The organism is Rufibacter sp. JT3400010, assembly GCF_054956755.1.
In genome coordinates this window covers 233,457-252,884 of sequence record NZ_JBUDXA010000002.1, presented here as the reverse complement: position 1 = coordinate 252,884, position 19,428 = coordinate 233,457, and the positions used below count along the sequence as shown (strand labels likewise).

Annotated in this window: 19 protein-coding genes; 5 read left to right on the top strand and 14 right to left on the bottom strand. The window is 50.5% G+C overall.

The genetic code is table 11. The annotated features are described in order from the left end of the window. The first annotated feature begins 856 nt into the window (after nt 1–856). The gene (locus ACY0JR_RS02855) at nt 857–1,294 is read left to right on the top strand and encodes a PH domain-containing protein (RefSeq protein ID WP_462632343.1); all 438 of its coding nucleotides are present in this window, start codon (nt 857–859) and stop codon (nt 1,292–1,294) included. Nucleotides 1,295–1,385: 91 nt separating this feature from the next. On the opposite strand, the gene ACY0JR_RS02850 is transcribed toward ACY0JR_RS02855, so the two are convergent. From ACY0JR_RS02850 to pdhA, 13 genes are all read right to left on the bottom strand, one after another. Further along, nucleotides 1,386–3,140, bottom strand: a complete 1,755-nt coding sequence (locus ACY0JR_RS02850) for a tetratricopeptide repeat protein (RefSeq protein ID WP_462632342.1) — start codon at nt 3,138–3,140, stop codon at nt 1,386–1,388. A 215-nt stretch (nt 3,141–3,355) separates the two neighbouring features. Next, the gene (locus tag ACY0JR_RS02845) at nt 3,356–5,461 is read right to left on the bottom strand and encodes a peptidylprolyl isomerase (RefSeq protein ID WP_462632341.1); all 2,106 of its coding nucleotides are present in this window, start codon (nt 5,459–5,461) and stop codon (nt 3,356–3,358) included. Between the two features lie 83 nt (nt 5,462–5,544). Further along, nucleotides 5,545–6,810 (bottom strand): hemolysin family protein, encoded by a 1,266-nt coding sequence (locus ACY0JR_RS02840; protein ID WP_462632340.1) that lies wholly within the window; start codon nt 6,808–6,810, stop codon nt 5,545–5,547. 13 nt (nt 6,811–6,823) lie between these two features. Beyond that, on the bottom strand, nt 6,824–6,982 hold the full coding sequence (locus tag ACY0JR_RS02835) for a hypothetical protein (RefSeq protein WP_165864862.1): 159 nt from the start codon (nt 6,980–6,982) through the stop codon (nt 6,824–6,826). Beyond that, nucleotides 6,979–7,533: an LPS export ABC transporter periplasmic protein LptC gene (gene lptC, locus ACY0JR_RS02830; RefSeq protein WP_462632339.1), complete on the bottom strand. Its 555-nt coding sequence runs from the start codon at nt 7,531–7,533 to the stop codon at nt 6,979–6,981. Before lptC ends, ACY0JR_RS02835 begins: the two co-directional genes overlap by 4 nt. Before the next feature lie 114 nt (nt 7,534–7,647). Then, nucleotides 7,648–8,988, bottom strand: a complete 1,341-nt coding sequence (locus ACY0JR_RS02825) for a hypothetical protein (RefSeq protein ID WP_462632338.1) — start codon at nt 8,986–8,988, stop codon at nt 7,648–7,650. Beyond that, nucleotides 8,981–9,697 (bottom strand): type III pantothenate kinase, encoded by a 717-nt coding sequence (locus ACY0JR_RS02820; RefSeq protein WP_462632337.1) that lies wholly within the window; start codon nt 9,695–9,697, stop codon nt 8,981–8,983. The genes ACY0JR_RS02825 and ACY0JR_RS02820 overlap by 8 nt, the downstream gene beginning before the upstream one ends. A gap of 15 nt (nt 9,698–9,712) precedes the next feature. Further along, a complete protein-coding gene (locus ACY0JR_RS02815) occupies nt 9,713–11,506 on the bottom strand; it encodes a pseudouridine synthase (RefSeq protein WP_462632336.1) in 1,794 nt (597 codons plus the stop codon). A 53-nt stretch (nt 11,507–11,559) separates the two neighbouring features. Beyond that, nucleotides 11,560–12,123, bottom strand: a complete 564-nt coding sequence (gene scpB, locus ACY0JR_RS02810; protein WP_462632335.1) for an SMC-Scp complex subunit ScpB — start codon at nt 12,121–12,123, stop codon at nt 11,560–11,562. Between the two features lie 14 nt (nt 12,124–12,137). Then, nucleotides 12,138–12,521: a TraR/DksA family transcriptional regulator gene (locus ACY0JR_RS02805; protein ID WP_462632333.1), complete on the bottom strand. Its 384-nt coding sequence runs from the start codon at nt 12,519–12,521 to the stop codon at nt 12,138–12,140. A 393-nt stretch (nt 12,522–12,914) separates the two neighbouring features. Beyond that, nucleotides 12,915–13,397 carry a 6,7-dimethyl-8-ribityllumazine synthase gene (gene ribH, locus ACY0JR_RS02800; protein ID WP_462632332.1) on the bottom strand — a complete coding sequence of 161 codons (483 nt, stop codon included), beginning with the start codon at nt 13,395–13,397 and terminating at the stop codon, nt 12,915–12,917. A gap of 163 nt (nt 13,398–13,560) precedes the next feature. After that, nucleotides 13,561–14,265, bottom strand: a complete 705-nt coding sequence (locus tag ACY0JR_RS02795; RefSeq protein WP_462632331.1) for a tetratricopeptide repeat protein — start codon at nt 14,263–14,265, stop codon at nt 13,561–13,563. 97 nt (nt 14,266–14,362) lie between these two features. After that, entirely contained in the window at nt 14,363–15,409 is a 1,047-nt protein-coding gene (pdhA, locus tag ACY0JR_RS02790) for a pyruvate dehydrogenase (acetyl-transferring) E1 component subunit alpha (protein WP_462632330.1), read from the bottom strand. Between the two features lie 138 nt (nt 15,410–15,547). Here pdhA and recF point away from each other — a divergent pair, with 138 nt between their 5' ends. The 4 genes from recF (at nt 15,548) to ACY0JR_RS02770 (ending at nt 18,672) form a co-directional block, all read left to right on the top strand. Beyond that, on the top strand, nt 15,548–16,663 hold the full coding sequence (gene recF, locus ACY0JR_RS02785) for a DNA replication/repair protein RecF (protein ID WP_462632329.1): 1,116 nt from the start codon (nt 15,548–15,550) through the stop codon (nt 16,661–16,663). A 303-nt stretch (nt 16,664–16,966) separates the two neighbouring features. Next, entirely contained in the window at nt 16,967–17,293 is a 327-nt protein-coding gene (locus ACY0JR_RS02780) for a DciA family protein (protein WP_462632328.1), read from the top strand. A gap of 90 nt (nt 17,294–17,383) precedes the next feature. Then, on the top strand, nt 17,384–17,959 hold the full coding sequence (locus ACY0JR_RS02775; protein ID WP_462632327.1) for an acyl-CoA thioesterase: 576 nt from the start codon (nt 17,384–17,386) through the stop codon (nt 17,957–17,959). A 260-nt stretch (nt 17,960–18,219) separates the two neighbouring features. Next, nucleotides 18,220–18,672 carry a hypothetical protein gene (locus ACY0JR_RS02770; protein ID WP_462632325.1) on the top strand — a complete coding sequence of 151 codons (453 nt, stop codon included), beginning with the start codon at nt 18,220–18,222 and terminating at the stop codon, nt 18,670–18,672. A gap of 13 nt (nt 18,673–18,685) precedes the next feature. Here the strand turns inward: ACY0JR_RS02770 and ACY0JR_RS02765 are convergent, their stop codons facing one another. Continuing rightward, a complete protein-coding gene (locus ACY0JR_RS02765; protein ID WP_462632324.1) occupies nt 18,686–19,279 on the bottom strand; it encodes a hypothetical protein in 594 nt (197 codons plus the stop codon). Between the last annotated feature and the right edge of the window lie 149 nt (nt 19,280–19,428).

Genomic DNA, 19,428 nt, shown 5'->3' with positions numbered 1-19,428 from the left:
TGTTCTGTGGTTTTGAGGGCACAAAAATACGAAATCTGTGAGAGAACCGGGCACTGGTTTCGGTACCTTGGTGTTTTTAAACGTCAGAACCTGTTTTATTAGCGTTGCACCCGTGAAAAGATTAAAAGAGTTTTACCACAAGTACAAGGATTATGGGTTGGTTGATGGGCTCATGTACCTGTCTTTCTTCCTGTTTTTGGCCATTCTGTTCCTTTTCTTCCGGGATTAGCTGTTTTACCGTTGGTTTAGGGGAAGTGGGCTGGAAAGGGTAGTGGCTTAGGCAGTTTGCTGATGTGAATGGGAAAGTTTGCGGTGCATGCATTCTGCCATTGCTGGCGTGGTGGCTGGTTGATGCGGAGCCCTTATGCTGGGTTGTTGCATGGTTTCCCTCCGTGCGCTCACGGCCGCGAGGCCCCGTCTTCCCCTCCCGCACTGCCCTTTCGGCCTGCATTGTTCTTTGCGCTTAGCTGGTGTCTGTCTATGGCCAAAAGCGAGGCGCGCTCGGGAAAGACTGGAATTGGCAATGTGTAGAGGAAAGTAGCTAATGGACTTCTGCCTATCAAAGCAGAGACTCCCCCTTTGAAGGGGGCGAAGGGGGATGTTTACACAAGCAGATCACACGCATTCCTTTCTCCCCAAGAACATGGTTCAAGTCTGTGACTTGGACCTACCATGACCGGAAGTTTGAAACTTCAGTGAGGCGAGAGCCTCAAAAATGTTAGCGGCATCTCAAAGGCAATCATCACACTAGAGAAATGCATGACCAGGTTTTCTGCTGGATGAATCCGTTTAAGTCTTGTTTTCCGTAAAACAGTTCCTAGCAGTATATTCTTAGAGCAAATTATTTGACACGTTTATGGCTCCTGTTACGTTCTCTTCGTCTAAAAGCTGGGTGAGTACGCTGGCGATTTGGGGGACTGTGGCCTTGCTTTCTGTCATGTTGGTGCAGGAAGTACAAAGTGATATGTCGTTGCTAGGCAAGGTTGCCTTGAGCCTTTTCAGTCTGCTGATCAGCGGTCTGTTGCTCTGGACATGGTTTAGCACCTATTACCAGATTTCAGGCGATAAACTGCTTTACAGATGTGGGCCGCTGCACGGCAGTATTCCTATTCAAAAAATAAGGGAAGTGAAGCTTAATCAGTATCTCTGGTCTGGGTTACGTCCGGCGCTGGGGCTGCACGGGCTTGTGATTAATTATAATCGTTGGGACACCATTTATTTCTCTCCAGCGGAGAAAGAAACTTTCCTGAAGGCGCTCCGGGAATTGAACCCTGCGATTGAGGTAAAAGAATAAATTATCGCCTGCTCTCTTATACAAGCCATAGCGGCAGTTATAAAGCTACTTTCTAGAAAATAGCCCCATAACTGCCGCTATGGCTTTTCTGCTAAACTTTATCCCCTCTTAACTTTCTAAGCCGCTTTCTAGCTTCGGCTACAAACACACTGCCAGGGTGCTTCACTAAGAGTTGATTGTAGAGTTCCTGGGCTTTTTCGGGCTGGCTCAGGTTCTCTTCGTTTAGTTTGGCCAAAAGGAAAAGCGCATCATCTGAGAGGATGTCATATTTGGGGTTGTCAATGATGAGTTGCAGGTTCTGGGCTGCCTCGGGAAACTGGCCTGTCTGTTGCAGCAGTTCGGCTTTCTGGAAATAGATCTCATCAGTGAGGCTGTGGCCGGGGTACTTGGTGAGCAGTTTATCTAAAGCAGCCATCGCCTCGGGATACTTGTGCTGGAACACCAAAAAATCAATGGCGGCATATTCTTTCAAAGCCGCTGCCGACGTATCCATGCCGGTATTGTCAATAATCAGCAAACTTAGGTCCAGGGCATCATTCGCAATCTCACGGCTGGTAGCTAGTTTCAGGATGTCCAGATGACTTTGGGCCAGCTCGAAATCGCCTTTGTAGTAGCTGAGACGTGCGTTCCTGAGTTTGGCTTCGTAACCCAAGGGCTGTTCTTTGTGCGTTTTCTCTACCTGGCTGTACAGCAGCGTACTTTCCCAAGGTTCGCCGCGCAACAGATACACATCGGCTAAAATCAGCTTGGCTTCGGCTACTACGTTGGGCTTTGCCCGAGGCATGGCAATTACTTCCTGCAGGTTTTTCACGGCTTCGGGCTGGGCCTCTAAGTAGAACGCCTGCAGTTCACCTAATTCCTTGATGACCTCGGCGGTGCGCTCGTTACGGCCCAATTCCTGCAGCAGCGCTTCGTATTCCTGCGCCAGCAGCTTTATCTTCTCTTTGTCCAGCGGAAACGTGTTCTTCACCTGTTCTTCGCGGGCCTGAATGATGCGCTGCCGCGCGATGGGGTACAAATCGCCTTCGCGGTATTGCTGCATCACGTAAGTGTAGCCCTCAATAGCCGTCGCGTAATCTTTGTTGCGTAGGCTAATGTCGGCGAGGGAAAGGACGCGGGCCCCGCCGCCTTGGGTTCTACGGTCCAGCGCGCGCGTTTGCATGAGGGCCGGACCGAAGTCCTTACGTTGCAGCAAGGTCCAGATGAGCAGTTCCTGCACGGGCGTGGCGTCTGGCTCGGCCTGTACCGCCGTCATGAGCCGCTGCTCCAGCACAGTCAGAGATTCCTCATCTCTTAGGGTATTTTGCAGCATGTTCTGGGCAAACGTCAGCGGCACGCTGTTGCTTTTCACCTGCTTCAGCACTTCGTCTACCAACAGATTGGTTTTGCGCTGGTACGAGTAAAGTTGCAGTAACTGGACCGCGAACGTTTTCTCGCTTCCGCTTAATTGTCGGGCTTTTAGGTACGCCTGCTCGGCATAAGGCAACATATCAGCTTGCTGGAACGCCGAAGCCACACCGTACACATTCTCTGGTGTGGTGGTCTGTACTACCTGCGCCCACTTCTTTTCGGCGGCGGCGGTATTCCCCGAGGCTTGCAGCACGTTCCCTTCATCTATGGCGTACGCCGGCACACCCGGGTATTTCTTCTGCGCCCGCTTCACCAGTTTATCGGCTTCTTTGTAGTTGCGCAGGGCCAGCAGGGTTTTGAGGTAATCTGGGTAAACGAGGCCAAATTGCACGTCCTGCTCAATCAATTTACTGAACAAGGCATCGGCCTTGCCGAATTCATTTTGGCGCAGGTATTCTTTGGCCAGAGCCATTTGCTCGGGAGTACTCTGGGCCATGCTTGGCGGCACAGCCATTGTCAAGCAACCCAAAACCAACCCCCATAACAACAATAATCTTCTCATGGTATTCTCCGGCTAAGCTATTCTCCCTTAACGTATTCTACAGCCATTCAATATACTCATTTGGAGTCGTTTTTCTAAAAACGCCCTGAAAACACAAGAGCCGCGCTGGGTGGCGCGGCTCTTGTCCTAATCTTTATAAATGGTTGGTCTTAGAAGAACCGAACTCGGTTGTCTTCAATCTTGGCGTTCTTGCGTACGGCCTCATACAAAGCACCTTGTACACGTCCAGCGCGGGTTCCTTGCAGTTGTTGTTTGATAGAAGCAATATCGGCAACCGGAGTAGCTGGGTTGAGGCTGGTCAATTCTACAATCACCACACCACCTTCACCGTCAATAGGGCCAGAACGCTGACCTGGTTTCAGGCCGAATGCTCTTCCTACTACTACCGGCTCCATGCCTAAACCTGGGATGGTAGCGGCGCCTAAGGTCACGTCATTGGCCGGACGAACAAGTGCATCTGGACCGTATTTAGCGGCAATCTGGTCTAACGGGCCAGAAAGGGAAGCTAACTTGTCTTTGATTTTCTTCGCTTTCAGTTCGTTGCGTACGGCAGCGGTCAGTTCATCGCGTACATCTTCTACTTTGGCCGTTCCTTTTTCGCGTTTGCCGGTTAATACCGCCACTATGTATTGGTCGTCCATGGTGATTACCGGGGAAACCGAACCAACTTTAGCGTCTTCGCCGAAGGCCCAACGTACCAGCTCACGGGCATTCTGCAGGTTGTTCACAGAACGGTCAGCAGCGGTAATGTTCTTAGCTTCAGCTTTCATCACACCTTTTTCATTGGCAACTGCCTTGTTGAAAGACTCCAGATCTGAGCTGTTGGCGGCAATGGCACCGGCCCGTCCGAAGGCGAACTCACGGGAATTGTCACTTGGCGTTAAGGCGCGGGTCACCTGCGCTACCTGATAAGTTCTGGTAGTTTTAGGCTCAGTGATTTTCACGATGTGGTAACCGTAGTCCGTTTCTACCAAATTCGGCAATAAACCAGGGCCTGAAGCCCCGAAAACTGCTTTCTCAAACGCTGGTACCATGCGGCCTTCTGTGAACCAGCCCAGGTCACCACCCATAGAGGCAGTTCCGTCTGTTCCGTGCTGAGCGGCTAACTGCGCGAAGTTCGCACCACCTTTGATTTGGTTTAAGATGCCTTGGGCTTTGGCTTTCGCGGCGGCTTTGGCTTCTGGCGTAGTGTTATCTGGTTTGATCAGGATGTGGCTGGCACGTACAGAGGCTTGTCCACCGTCTTTCACGTCCATGATTTTGTACAGGCTATAGTTTCCGTTCTGGGCGAAAGGACCGTACATTCTGCCTTTCTCCAAAGTCTGGGTTTTCAGTTCTTCCGGCAACTCATTAGCGGGTACGTACGCGCTGTTGAACGGCGTTTCAGATTCGGCTTTCACAAACAAAGAATCATTTTCTGTAGCCGCGAAACGGGCTGCTAACTCAGTTGTTTCTTTGCTGTAGTCTGCGCTGTCTTCTTTGGAAGCAGATACCGGTACGCTTACATACGTAATAGAACGGCCTTCTTCTACCTCAAATTTCTTTTTGTTTTTGTTCAGGTACTCGCTTAGTTGGTCATCGGTTACTTTCACCGTTGAATCTGCGATGCTGAAGTAAGGAACAAACAAAGAGTTGATGTTGGCGCGGGAGTTTTGCTCCGCATTGAAGCGCTTGGCTTCTTCAGTGGTCACATAGTTAGAGAACGTGAACAGGTTATAATATTTGTTACGCAGGCGGTCTGTAGCCAGATCCTGCTCGTATTTACGCCAGGCGGCTTGTTGCTCCGGAGGCATGCTGCCCAGGTTGCGCAGGGTTTGCTTTACTTGCTCAACGTTGAACTGACCAGTCTGCGGGTCGGTGAACATTTGCTTCAGGGCAGGGTGCACGTTACGTCCTTGTACCATGTCTACCTGCTCGTCTTCAGAAACGCCCAAGCCTACTTTCTCAAACTCTCCTTCAAACGCGTACTTGAACACTAACTGGTTCCAGGTCTGCTCACGCAATGAAGCCAACTCAGGTTCAGAAGGCGGACGGCCGTATTGGCTGGTGTAATTGTTTTTAGCCTCTTCAAACATGGCTTCAAATTCCTGCACAGACACTTCATGCCCGGCAACCTCCCCTACTGCCGTGTTGTTGCCGAATAACCGGGAATTTGGCCCCAGCAAGTCTCCCAACACAATGAAAATGAGCAAGCCAATAGCAATTGCGCCAATGGCGAACCCTGACTTCTCCCGAATCTTGTTAATTAATGCCATGTAAGTATTTGACGTATTTTAAGCGATATGCAAAATAATCGCAATATGTGATAAAATCAAAATATAAGTGCCTAGAACGCAGGTTATTCTTCTGAAGGGGTCAACCTTACGGTAAGATGTACCGTATTGATGCGATGCTCATCCATGGAGAGTATCCGTATCTCAAAAGGCGGAACCACCACTACATCACCCGCTGAAGGTATTTCTTCCAGTACAGACAAGATAAAACCGCCTAAAGTTTCATAGTCGCCCTCGGGTAAGTTGAGTTCGTATTTCTCATTGAGATAATCAATTTCCTGGCGGGCACTGAAGAGGTAGGAACCCGGTTCGGGCAGGGCCTGCTCCAGCAAATCTTCCTCGTCGTACTCGTCATTGATATCGCCCAGAATTTCTTCCATCACGTCTTCCAGGGTCACAATGCCTGAGGTGCCGCCAAACTCATCCAGCACCAGTACAATGCTGCGGTGCTCGGTGATGAACTTCACAAACAGTTCGCGGGCCAGCAGGTTCTCGGGCACCGCCTCCATGGGCGTCAGGATTTCCTCTACCGTGGCCGGATTCTGGAACAAGGAGAACTGATGGCAATAGCCCAGAATATGGTCCAGGGAGTCCTGGTAAATGAGGATTTTAGAGTGGCCGGTCTCAATAAAGGCTTGCCGAAGCGCCTCTACGCCGTCTTCCAGTTCAATGGCATCAATCTCGGTGCGCGGCACCATACATTCCCGCACTTTGACATTCTTGAACTCCAGGGCATTATTGAAAATCTTGCTGTCTATCTCACTGGAAGGAGCCAGCACGAGTTCATCTGGTGCTTGAACCCGTACAGCAAAAGGCTGATAGGCAAGCGCATTCGCCAATACTTCGGTCTCGCTTTCAGCATCTTTTTCAGAAAACAAGCCCAGAATCGCATTAACCAGAATAGTGACAGGATAAAACAGGACAAGGAAGAAGGCTATCACAGGAGCCAGACCCCTGAGCAGACTAGCCGGAGAAACCAGGCTGGCCAACACTCCCAACAACAGAAACAGCAGCCAGGTGCCTATTACCGTAGCCAAGCCGGCCAGTACCAAGGCCATTTGGTTTTGAAGGTGTTTCTGGAAAATAGCCGCCAAACTCCCGAACAGTCCAAAACCCAGCAGTAATAACCCCAGGCCCAAGCCTAATTGAATGGTGAGCAAGGTCTGCTTTTCGCGGCACAGGAGAAAACCTGTAAGCGAGTTGGGGTTCTCCGTGACGTGCAGTTTGACGTAAGACCGCCCTATTTGCCGCAAGGCAATCTCTGCTACGCTGAAGAGCAGTAACAGCAGCAATCCTGCCGTAGCAGCTATGTACAAATGATCAGGGTCCATGAAGCAGGGAAAATCAGGGTTTTGCCTTGTTCATACGGAAAAGCATGAGAAAGATAATGGAGAGCATGATGATCCAATAACTTTCCACCACCCCATTCACAATGGATTGATGCACGCCAATCACCAGAAAAGCGACGGCCAGCGCCATGTAGATGGTTTGCTTTAAGTTCATTGTTTCAACACGAAAGAGCCCGAGAACTGTTTTAAGGTATAATCAGAGAAGTCTTGCTTGGCGGTAAGGCCCACGCCGGTCACTACTTCATCTACACTGGTGATACGTACAAACTTGTCTGTGAAGATGCTTTGCTTTTGACGCTCCCAGAATAATTCCTCGGTGTTGAGCTGCTCTTTCTTCACCATATTCTTCACCACCACATCATTGCGGGCAAAGTACTGGTCTTTGGCTTTGTCATACCGGCCGTACTTGGCGGTAATGATGGTAGTAGGCGTCTCTTCTTCGTAGAACGTGATGTACATGCCTTTGGGGTAGATGATATCACCGTTCTGCAACTGCTGCTCTACTGGGGCGCTCAACTTCAGCTTCATTTTAGCCGAGTCTGAGTAGATGGTTACCTGGTTGTAAGTTTCTGAGGAAGGCCCGTTGTACTCAATAGGCTTGACAACCTCATCAGCATTTTGGCAGCTCCAACTGAATGCTCCCAAGAAAAACACCAGTAGCAGATAAAACCTGGTGCTTCTATACTTTCTCAACAGAACTTGCATAAGATTACCCTTTGCTTTAAACGGTTCAGATACCAGACCCAAAAATCAATGGTAGATTCAGGGGCCTGGTATCTGTCTTTCTTTTATCTGAAGTTATAACGTGAACTTGGGAGTTTAGTCAAACTTCCGTTTTATAAACCATCTGTTGTTGAAGGCCACGCCAATGCTCACTCGTAAGTACTGCTCTTTGAGGCCGGTGTTTTCAGCTTTGAGCTGCCCTACCGTAACGCTGGTGTTGAGCAAAGCCTGAGTATAGTCTGGCGGACGAACTCCTCTTCCTAACGGCAGGGAAAAGCCGAAGGTAAGGGCCATGTCTTTCAGATCATGCGGAGTAGCTACCGTGCTGCCGGCGGCAATGGCGTTGACCTGTGAATTACCGTAATATCCGCCAAAACGGTACGTAACTCTTTTCAGGTAAGAACTTACAGACCCGGCATCTGGGGTGATTTCTGTCCCAACGCCTATTCTGTAACCATCGCCTAATTCCTGGCGGCCCGCCTCTTTGTTTAAGCTGAAGCCTCTGTAATCTGATCCTTTGATCTGGGTGTAATCTGCGCCTACCGTCCAGTTCTTGTTGTTGTCATACGCCAAGCCAATCTGGAACGTTTGCGGTACGGTAGTATAGCCTTCCAGACTGTCCGTTACCAGGCTAGAGATCACAGATTCATCCAGGTAGCGGCGCTCCTGGGCCGTTTGTCTGTCAGTTTCAATGTTGGCTTTGGTGCTGTAGGTTCCGCCTATGCCTAGGCTGGCTTTGTCACTTATTTTCTTCCGGTAATGCAGCCCTCCTTTGAACGCAAGGCCAGAATACCTGGAAGTAGTATGAATCAAGGTCTTTTGCAGCGCACTGGTAGAATCCTGGGTATCTACCAGAATGGTAGACTCCTGCCGATCAATCGTCCCGAACAGGTAAGACCCAGAAACACCCGCCGTTAAACCATTGGCAATTCTGATGCCGTGGGCAAAGTACACTTCGTTGAGGCCACCGCTACCGGTGTACTCATTGTAAGAAGTAACCGTGGCTTCTGCTCCAGCCACCGGGGCACTGGAGATAGTGGAAAAGTTTACCCGGCTGTACGGCCTTAACCCAATAGAAGTAGTCCATCTACGGGAGAGAGGCAGGGAAAGCGCCAAGTACCCCAAATTAGCAGTACCATCTACCTGCGACGTGTTTTTATCAGACAACCGCTTCAGTTCAGAGGCTACGGCAGCTTCAAAAGTCACGGAGCTGTTGTAGTACAGCAAGGCCGGGTTCTGATCATTGATGAGAGCAGCACTACCAGTGGCTACTCCTACCTGCCCCATACCGGCGCTCCGGATGGAAGTAGAGCCGTGCACCATATCACCTACACCAAAGCGGGAATAAGGAGAATTGGAAAGCTGTTGCGCCTGTAGTTGTGAAGACCCAATTGCTAGACCAGAGATCAATAACAGGGCGCGGAAAGGCTTATACATTATACTCAAGTATTCGGTTTAACCCGATTAAAACCAATTCGGGAATGACAAAGATGCGTGCTTTTACTGTACTTTCAAAAAACGGGGCGTCACCGCCGCACAGAATAACCGTTAGTGGTTTGTATTGGCGCTCATAATGTTGAATCATGCCTTCTGCTTCGGCCACCGCGCCGTAAAGAATTCCTCCTTTAATGGCTTCTGGGGTAGTCTTACCTGGTCTGGGCGGCAGTTCATAGCCTTGCAGTAGCGGGAGTTTACCCGTAAAGGTATGCACCGCCTGGTACCGCATGGTAATGCCCGGCGAAATGCTTCCGCCCTCAAAGGTTCCGTCTGCGGTTAGCAGGTCATAGGTAATACAGGTACCCGCGTCCATAATGAGGCAGTGATGCCCTTTGAACAGGTACTGCGCCCCTACGGCGGCGGCTAATCTATCTGCCCCCAGCGTGTGCGGCGTTCCGTAGTTGTTATGCACCGGCACCGGAGTCTGAGCATTGAATAAAACCCGTTGCCCCGTTACCGGAATGTGCTGCACCAAATCAGCAGATTCCTGACTCACCGAAGACATGATGGCGTTGTGCAGGGAAACTCCCGCCAGTTCTTTCCCTAACGCGGGAAAGTCTGGACAGGTATATTGGTGCACTAAAAGCCCGTCTTGGAAAAGACCGGCCTTGATGCGGGTGTTTCCCCGGTCTATCGCCAGATTCAGCATTCTATGAACGACAGATTACATAAAGTATTTCAGGCGCACTACTTCTTTTTCTGACAGGAAACGCCAGTTACCTCTGGGTAGGTCCTTCTTGGTCAAGCCTGCGTATTGCACGCGGTCCAGCGTTACTACGTCGTAGCCCAGGTGTTCAAAGATGCGGCGTACAATGCGGTTTCTTCCAATATGAATCTCTAAGCCTAAGAATTGGTTGCTACCTCCTAACAAAGCCACGTCATCTACTTCGGCTTTGCCGTCTTCCAGTTCAACCCCTTCCTGAATTTTCTTCACATCTTCCTGGGTGATGGGTTTGTCCAACTCCACCTGGTAGATTTTAGAAATCTTATTGGAAGGGTGCGTCAGTTTCTGGGCCAGTTCCCCGTCATTGGTGAAAAGCAGCAAACCTGTGGTGTTTCTATCCAGACGGCCTACCGGGAACAAGCGCTCTTTGGAGGCATTCTTCACCAGATCCATTACGGTCTTGCGGCCTTCCGGGTCATCAGTAGTAGTCAGGAAGTCCTTTGGTTTGTTTAGGAGCACGTACACTGTTTTCTCGCGGCTCAGGGTTTTACGGCCGTATTGCACGGTATCAGTAGGCGCAACTTTGTAGCCCATCTCCGTTACCACTTGGCCGTTTACCTTGATTTCGCCCGCGGCGATGAGTTCATCGGCCTCACGGCGCGAACAGATACCCGCGTTGGCGATGTAGCGGTTCAGGCGCAGGTCTTCGTTTCCGTAGGAATCATCTCTTTTCTTCCGGCGCTCTTCGTAGCGTTTCAGGTTGTAGAAAGGCGCTTCCTGCGTTTCTTCGTTGTTTTGGCCAAAACGGCCTTCTTTTGAACCTCTGTCATTACCTCTGGTAGAACGGTCATTGCGGTCTGGACGGGTAGCCCCGCGCTCCGGACGGCCTTCACGTTTCTGGAATGACGAAGAACGGTCTTCGTGGCCCCGGTTTTCACGTGGAGCGTTACGGTCAAATGGTCGGTCACCTTCCCGGCGGGCCGGACGCTCAGATCTGTTTTCGTCCCGATTTCCGGAAAACGGCCGGTTTTCGCGCGGCGCGTCAGAGCGGCGGTCACCGCCTCGGTTAAAGCCGTTGCCTTCTCTCTCACCAGTTCTTTCCCGGCGGTCCTCGCCGCCGCGGTTGAAACCACGGTCATTGCGGTCAGAAGAAAAGCCTCCTTCACGGCGGTCACCACCACGGGCTGGGCGGTTGTCATCTCTGCCAGCACCAAAAGACGGACGGTCTGCACCACGGCGCTCGCCGCCACGGTCTTCACGGTTCCCGAAAGAACGACGTTCGCCGTCTCTTTCTTCTCCGCCACGGGCCGGGCCTCTGTTACCTTCCCGGCGGTCCTGGAAAGAACCTCCGCTACGGCGATCATCTCTGCCTTCAGAGCGGTTGAACCCACCTTCTCTGGCTGGTCTGCGGTCTGAACGGTCATTATCACCACGCGGTCTCTCATCCCTACGGTCGTTGCCACGGTCTGGTCTGTCAAAGCCACTTGCCGGACGGAAATCACCTGGCCGGCGATCACTTTCCCTTCTGGGCGCGCGTTCTCTGTTTTCGCGGTTGGTGTTTATATCGCCGTCACGGTCATCTTCGCGGCGCGGTCTTGCTGAACGCTCACGGTCACCGGATGGTCTGTCTGAGTTGTCTGAATTTCTGTCTCGGTTGCGGAAGCCACCTTCGCGGTCGCCAGGAGCTGGGCGGTCAAAGCGGGTGCCTCTGCCAAATACTTTTCTTTCGCCGCCGCGAGAATTATCCCGTGCGCGGTCGTTGCCTTCTTGAGGCGTATCTTCGTTTCTTGCCATGTTGTTGTGAAAAACTGCAGTATCGCTACTGTATAAAAGGATGTGATTCTGAATTAAAGGTCGGCGGTTTCACCGATGGTGTTCTCTTCCGGGGCCAGGTCTCTGAGTTGCGGAAGGTCTTTGAGGTGGTTAATGCCGAAATACTGCATGAACTTCTGGCTGGTGCCAAACAGGACAGGACGGCCGATGGTATTGGCTTTGCCTTTGATTTCCAGCAAGCCTTTCTCCAGTAGACGCTGAATGGCATAGTCACAGCTTACGCCTCTGATCTGCTCTACCTGTGAGCGGGTAATGGGTTGTTTGTAGGCAATGATAGCCAAGGTCTCCAAGGCTGAAGCCGACAGCTTCTTCTTGGATTTATGCTTGAGCAGAATACTAACCGAGTCTTGGTAGGCCGGTTTGGTCAAGAACTGATACCCGCCGCCAATGGCGTAAATCTGAAAGGCGAAAGCATCGGTAGAGAATTGAGCATTGAGCTGCTCAATTCCCTCCAATACATCACTTACGCTCACCTCGGTCACCAGTGCTTCAGAAAGGCATTTCTGCAATTCCTCAATAGTCACGGGCGAGGTGGCGCAAAAGATCAGCGCCTGAAGATGGTTCAGTAATAGATTCAAATCTGTGCGGTTTGTTAGTCGTTGCGGTTCATCTTGGCCTCAATGGTGTGCTGCGTGTGCGGCACGGCCTTTAAACGCTCCTTCGGGATCAGTTTACCAGACTTGATACACACCCCGTAGCTTCCGTTTTTGATTCGGATGAGGGCGTTTTCTAACTGCTGGATAAACTTCAACTGACGGGAGGCCAACTGGTTCAAGCTTTCTTTTTCCTGCGTGTCTGCGCCGTCTTCCAATACTTTAGACGTAGAGGCGGTATTATCAGTGCCCGAATCATTGCGGCGGCTCAAGGTTTCCTTGATAAAGGCCACCTCCTTGCGGGCGTTATTTAGTTTCTCAATGATGATTTCCTGAAATTCGTTCAATTCCTCTTGAGAATACCGTTGTTTTTCTTCACTCATGGCTTTGGGGTTCGTAACGGTTAGGCTATAGTTTGTTAGTATGCAAGCGCAGACGGTTCCTTTTCCAGCGGTTCTACCCGGTATAGCAATACACCGAATTTGGATGAGCCTTTGGTTTTTGAAAGTTCCGGCTGCTTATTTTGGCGCAAAATTACGGTTATTATTCCGGAAAACTAAACAGAGTATCAAATTGATAGCCGAAATTTATAAGCTAGCTTCTTTCTACCCCTAGATTTTCTTATTTCTGCACTCTAAAAAGAATATCATTCTACATACACAAGAACTGGAGCAGCTCTGCAACTAGCCGGTCTTTTGCTCTCTGGAAAGTACGTAACATCAAAAAAGCCAGCTTTGTGGGCCGGCCTTCTGATCTTACCAAGAAGCAATAAACGTTTAGTTTACCCAATTCAGCATCTGGATAGCGGTAGCAGCGGCTTCCACGCCTTTGTTGCCGTGTTTGCCACCTGCCCGGTCCCAGGCTTGCTGTTCATCATTGGTGGTCACCAACCCGAAGATAACAGGCTTGTTGAACTTTAGACCTACTTGCGTGAGGCCCTGGGCTACGGCATGGCAGATGTAATCATCATGCTTGGTTTCTCCTTTAATGACCACGCCCAAGGCGATAACGGCATCTATCTCGTTGCTCTGCGCCAGAAACTGGGCACCCAAAGTCAATTCAAAGCTACCCGGTACGGTGTTGCGGTAAATATTCTCGGGCTTGGCGCCGTGCTGGAGGAGAGTGTCATAGGCTCCTTTGCACAAGGTATCAGTGATTTCTTTGTTCCATTCGGCCACTACCAAGCCAAATTTCTTACCTGAGATGTCTGGCAGATTATCTGAATTGTAGGCACTGAGATTTTTAAGGGCGCTTGCCATGTTGAAGGAGATTTAAGGGATTGGGGTTACAGGGGCAGCGTTTTCAGCTCTTTTTACCAAAACTGACCCGGAAACGGTTGTACGCAAAATTGCATAAAAAAACAGAGCGGCTGCTGAAAATAATTTCAGCAGCCGCTCTGTTTTAATTGAACTCTAAAGAGCCTTATTTCTTGGCTAGTCCTTCGGCACGGGCCTTGTATTTCTTGGCGTCGTTTACTTCTGGGCTCAGCGGATAATCAGTGATGATGCGATCATACACCTCAATGGCTTCGGTGAACTGGTTACCCGCTTCATAGGCGACGGCCGCTTTCATGAGGTACTGCGGTGAGAAAAAGTCATTGGCTTTGTGCTCAGCGGCTTTTTTGTACAAAGAAGCGGCTTCTTCTCTTTTGCCTAATTCCAGGTTGGCATCGCCTTGCAGGCTGTAGGCGCGGGCTTGGAGCAAAAGGTCGTCAGACTTGAACTCTTCCAGGTAGTTCAGGGCTTCCTGGTATTTGCCTTGTTTCAGGGAAACAATACCAGCGTAGAAGTTGGCTAATTTACCGGCTTTGGTGCTTCCGTACTCCTCAGCTACCGTTTTGAAGCCTTCGTTTTGACCATCGCCGTTCAGGGCTTTATTCAGAGAATCAGCTTCTAAATAATATTCGGCCTGGAACATGGCGGCTAACGCTTCCTGGTTCTTCTTCTGTTGGTTCTGGTAATACAGGAACCCGCCTACTACGGCAAGAGCAATAGCCACAAAAACCCCGATGAACAGGTTTTTGTTACGCTCCACAAAGTTCTCTGACTTCAACAGACGGTCAGCCAGCGCATCTGGGTTTTCTAGTAGCTCGAATTCGCCTTCGCGCTTGATTGTGTTATTTGACATCAGTAATTATAAAATAGGATTTAGATGCTGTTCTTGGGAAAAAGCCTTGCCCGTTGAACCCCAAATTAGTAAGCTGGGTTCCCACAGGCACGGTTTTTTAGTCCATCACGTACGGATAGTCTTTCTCTACGTAAATATCTGTGTATAATTCGCTTGGCTCTGGGTAAGGCGAATTCTCCGCGAACTCTACTGACTCCTGTACCTGGGCCTTCACTTTGTTGTCAATTTCTTCCAGTTCCTGCTCTGTCGCGAATTTGTTCTCCAGAATGGTGAAACGCACGCTCTCAATTGGGTCTTGGTTACGGTAAGTCTCCAGTTCTTCTTTGGTGCGGTACTTAGCCGGGTCAGACATGGAGTGACCTTTGTAGCGGTAAGTTCTGAACTCCAGGAAGGTTGGGCCTTCACCAGCGCGGGCACGCTCAGCGGCACGGGCTACGGCGTCATGCACGTCTTCGCAACGCATGGCGTTTACCGGCTCAGATGGCATGTCATAAGACAAACCGAGCTTATATAATTCAGTCACGTTAGACGTACGCTGCACCGAGGTACCCATGGCATAACCGTTGTTCTCTACCACAAAAATTACCGGCAGTTTCCATAGCATGGCCATGTTGAAGGCTTCGTGCAAAGCACCCTGACGTACGGCACCGTCACCCATATAACAGATACACAGGTTACCAGTCTTGTTGTATTTCTCGGCGAAAGCCAGACCTGCGCCTAGTGGCACTTGCGCGCCTACAATCCCGTGACCACCTACAAAGTTTACTTCTTTGTCAAAAATGTGCATGGAACCGCCTTTGCCTTTAGAGCAACCAGTGGCTTTGGCATACAACTCGGCCATTACGGCGTTAGGAGAAGTTCCTAACCCTAGCGGATGAGCGTGATCGCGGTACGCGGTAATCCATTTATCGTCTTTGGTGAGCGCGGTGATGGCACCGGCGGCACAAGCTTCCTGCCCAATGTATAAGTGACAGAAACCTTTGATTTTCTGCTGGCCGTATAACTGACCGGCTTTCTCCTCAAATTTGCGCATGAGTTGCATCATCTCATACCAGCGCATATAGGTCTCTTTTGAAAATGCTGGGGCAGCGTTTACCTTTGCCTTTTTCGCATCATTCGTCTTCGCTGCTTTCGTCTCTGCCATACTTGTATGTTGGTTCGTAAGGGTTAAGTCAAAAAATCAGAGCTTGCCAAACGGCTTTTTCAGAGTAGATTTAGCCCAGGCTCGCTTCTGTAAGGTATTATAACATGCGAAATTAAGTAAAAATCTGTAAACAAGTTCATGCTCCTCGAAAATCTACACGTCCTGCACTTCAAGAATTACGAGGAAGCCACTCTGCCTTTTTCTCCGCACATCAATTGTTTTATTGGGAACAACGGCAGCGGCAAAACCAATCTGCTGGATGCCATTCACTATCTGTCACTCACCAAAAGCGCCTTTACCTCCTCAGATCTGCAAAATATCAAAGATGGCGAAGACTACTTTATTGTACGAGGCCGGTTTAAAACCGATGAAAAAGTAAGTGCGGTTCAGTGCTATTTAAAAAACGGACAGAAAAAGATCATCACCTTAAACAAAGCGCCTTATGACCGCGTGAGCGAGCACGTAGGCAAGTTCCCAGTGGTGTTGATCTCCCCCTATGACACCGACTTGATTAGGGAAGGCAGCGAAGAACGACGGAAGTTCTTTGACTCTCTCATGGCCCAGCTGGACCACTCCTACCTGGACTTGCTCATCCAATACACCTATGTTCTCAAACAGCGCAACTCCCTTTTGAAGCAGTTTTATGAAAAAAGCTACGTAGACAAAGAGTACCTGCAGATTCTGGATGAGCAACTGATGCCGCTTGGAACGGAGCTGAGCATCAGGCGGGCCGCCTTTCTGGAGACCTTTGAACCTGTATTCCAACGCCACTACCGCCACTTATCAGATTCGCATGAGGTGGTCACTTTGGCCTACCAGAGCCAATTAACCCGGCAGAACTATGCGTACCTGCTGGACCAAAGCCAACGCAAAGATTTGCTGCTGCAGCGCACCACCGTAGGTCCGCACAAAGACGATTTCGTATTCCTGATGGATGGCAAGAGCGTGAAGAACTTCGGGTCACAGGGCCAGCAGAAGAGTTACGTGATTGCTTTGAAGCTGGCGCAGTTTGAGGTGCTTTCCCAGAAAAACGGCCAGAAACCGCTATTGTTGTTAGACGATATCTTTGACCGGCTTGACCAGAAACGCATCGAACAGCTCATGCAACTGGTGGCCGACAACACCTTCGGGCAGATTTTCCTTACTGACACGCACCTGGAACGCACCGATAAAATCTTACAACCCCTGTCCAATAATATTAGGAGGTTCAGAATCTCGGAAGGCACCGCTGTTACTATTGAGGATGAGGAGTAGCGGCGTTACACCGTAACGCCGAGGTTCTACGCAGCGGCATCGCTTCAAATCAACGGGCCCTAATTTGCAACCCTGTTTCCAGCTGTGTGGCAATGCATGTTCCAGTGGAGGCGTTTTCGTTTCATGGAGCCTCGGCGTTACGGTGTAACGCCGCTACGGCAATAACGGGCTCAAAACAGAAAGTGCATAACTGCGTACCTAAATGGGGATAACCGGGTGGGTAAATTCATCTGCCCAGAACCTCACCAAAGCGCCTGCAATTGCAGTACCTTAGCGCCGTAGCACCACTAAAAAAGAGCCTCTATGTCCCTGCGTCCGCTTAATCCCAGAAGTCCGTTCATGCGCAAAGCCGATACTATCTCTCTGAAAGATAGCATTGATGCCATGCTCAAAGCCTATAAACTGAACGGCAAATTAAGCGAGGTGCAGTTGGTGAGCTCCTGGGAAAAAATCATGGGCAAGGCCATTTTCATGAAAACGCAGGAAGTGTTTGTGCGCAACCGGAAATTGTTTGTACGCCTCACCTCGGCTCCGCTTAAGCATGAGCTGAACATGGCCAAAACCAAAGTAATTGCTTTGATCAATTCTGAGATGGGCGAGCAGGTCATTGACGATGTGGTTTTCCTATAAATGTTCACATTTCTCTTGATATAGAAGAACGAACCCCAATCACTATCTCCTATTTTGCCTTCCTTCTAGGAAAACAGCCCTTAATTGGCCATGCAGCAACCCACCCAAGAACCAGACTTTTACCGACCGGTTTCCCACTCCCGCACCACGCTCACGGAGTTGATGATTCCCAGTTATGCGAACTTCGGAGGGAAGATTCACGGGGGCATTCTGCTTTCGCTCATGGACAAGGTGGCCTATGCCTGCGCCGCCAAACACGCCGGCAACTACTGCGTGACCGTATCGGTAGACGGCGTGAATTTTCTGCAACCCGTAGAGGTGGGCGAACTGGTGAGTCTGATGGCTTCCATCAACTACGTAGGCACTACCTCGCTGCTGGTGGGCATTAAAGTGGTGGCCGAAAACGTGAAATCTGGTTTTGTGAAGCATACCAACACGTCTTACTTCACCATGGTAGCCAAAGGCGAAGACGACAAACCCGCCAAAGTTCCCGGTCTGCTGCTGGAAACCCCAGAGGATGCCCGAAGATTTATAGAGGCCATTCAACGGAAAGAAATCAAAGCCCGGTCTGAACAGGAGTTCAAGGAAATCAAAACTAACCTGGAACTTCGCCAGAACATCTCTACGCTGGGCGGGCAACGGTGCCAACTGGGGTTTGCCTTGTAGCCTGTTTCAAGACGGTTTTGGTAAAAACAGGCTCAAAATGCCTCGTTATCCTAAATGTGACTTGCTTTCAAATTTGTTCTCCTTAATGCTTCCGCATCACCCTTCATACATAGTCTGCAAAATAGTTTCTATAAAACTATTGGATATGGTAAGAGAGAACCAGAAGGTTAGCCGATAAGCGATCTTATGTTCAACAAGATTTGAGTAGATTTCCGTTTCTGCATAGCCGTACGGCAGAGCAGAATACTAAACCAAATGCCATGAAATTTACTAAAATAAGGGCTTCCGGAATAACTTCCCTTATGGCCCTCCTTCTGTTGCAACTTCCCTTGGGGTCCTGCGATTTCCTCAACAAGGACCTGGAGCCGAAGTATTGGTACAACGTGCACAACGCAACGCAGCGCCCGATCGAGGTTGCCGTGGAGCCCGCCAACGCCCAAGTCACCGGCGACAGGTACCTGCGCAAGACGGTCGCACCAGGGGAAACGGAGTCCGTCTGGGCGCGCACAGGATCAGAGGAGGACGGCAGGGTAATTGACTTCGAGAAAAACCTGCAAAGCATATCGGAGTTCAAGGCTGTGCTCATCGTCAGGGACGGGACGCAGCTCACGCCAAAGGGCAGGCTCACCGATCCCAAGAAGTGGGAGTACAGGAAGATAAAGGGCTATGAGGCCTCCTATACCCTGACTCTAAACGAAGGGGACTTCTATTGAAACCGCTCGGGTTCTATCTGATCAGCAGCCCCACGTTCACCGAGAAGGAGTAAAGCAGAAGGTCCGAGAGGAGGTACTCATATTCGATATCCCCCGCTGGCCCCTGCCGGATAAAGAGCGTCTCGTCGTCCTTTATCTGGTGTAGGTTCAACCCGCCGCTCAGCAGGAGGCTTCCCCACTTGAAGAGCCCTTTCTTGTAGCCTAGGCCCACATTGGCAAAGGCTCCCTTCTCGAAGCTCGAGCCGGTCGGCAGGGAGTAGCCCGCCCCGAGTAGGGCGAAGGGCGTGTTCCCCTCCGGCCTCAGGTAACCCCTGACATCCAGGAACAGCGGCATGGTGTTGTAATTGGGGGAGGAGTAGCCATCCAGCCCTATCCCAGCCCCCAAGGACAGGCGGGGGTTCACGTAGTGACCGAAGACGGTCCGAAAACGGCCTACCCGTCCGTCGTTCGCCGGGGAGTTGCCCCCTGAGTGCTTAATAGTACCTGTGCCCCACCCATAACCGGCCTCGGTGACGTTGAAGAAGCCGTGCCTTTCCTGCGCCTCCGCAAGCTTTGGCGAAAAGAAAGCGAGGAGTACGGCACAGACGGAGGGGATAAGTTTTTTCATGCAGGTAAAAGTCATTGGCCTGCCGAGAAGCAAGCCCACTGAGACAATGTTCGGGTAAATCATTCAACAGGAGAGCCACCTAACCCTGATTTGCGATGCGGTCAGAGCGTCTACGACGGAAGTTGCGCATGATAGCCTATTATCGGCAG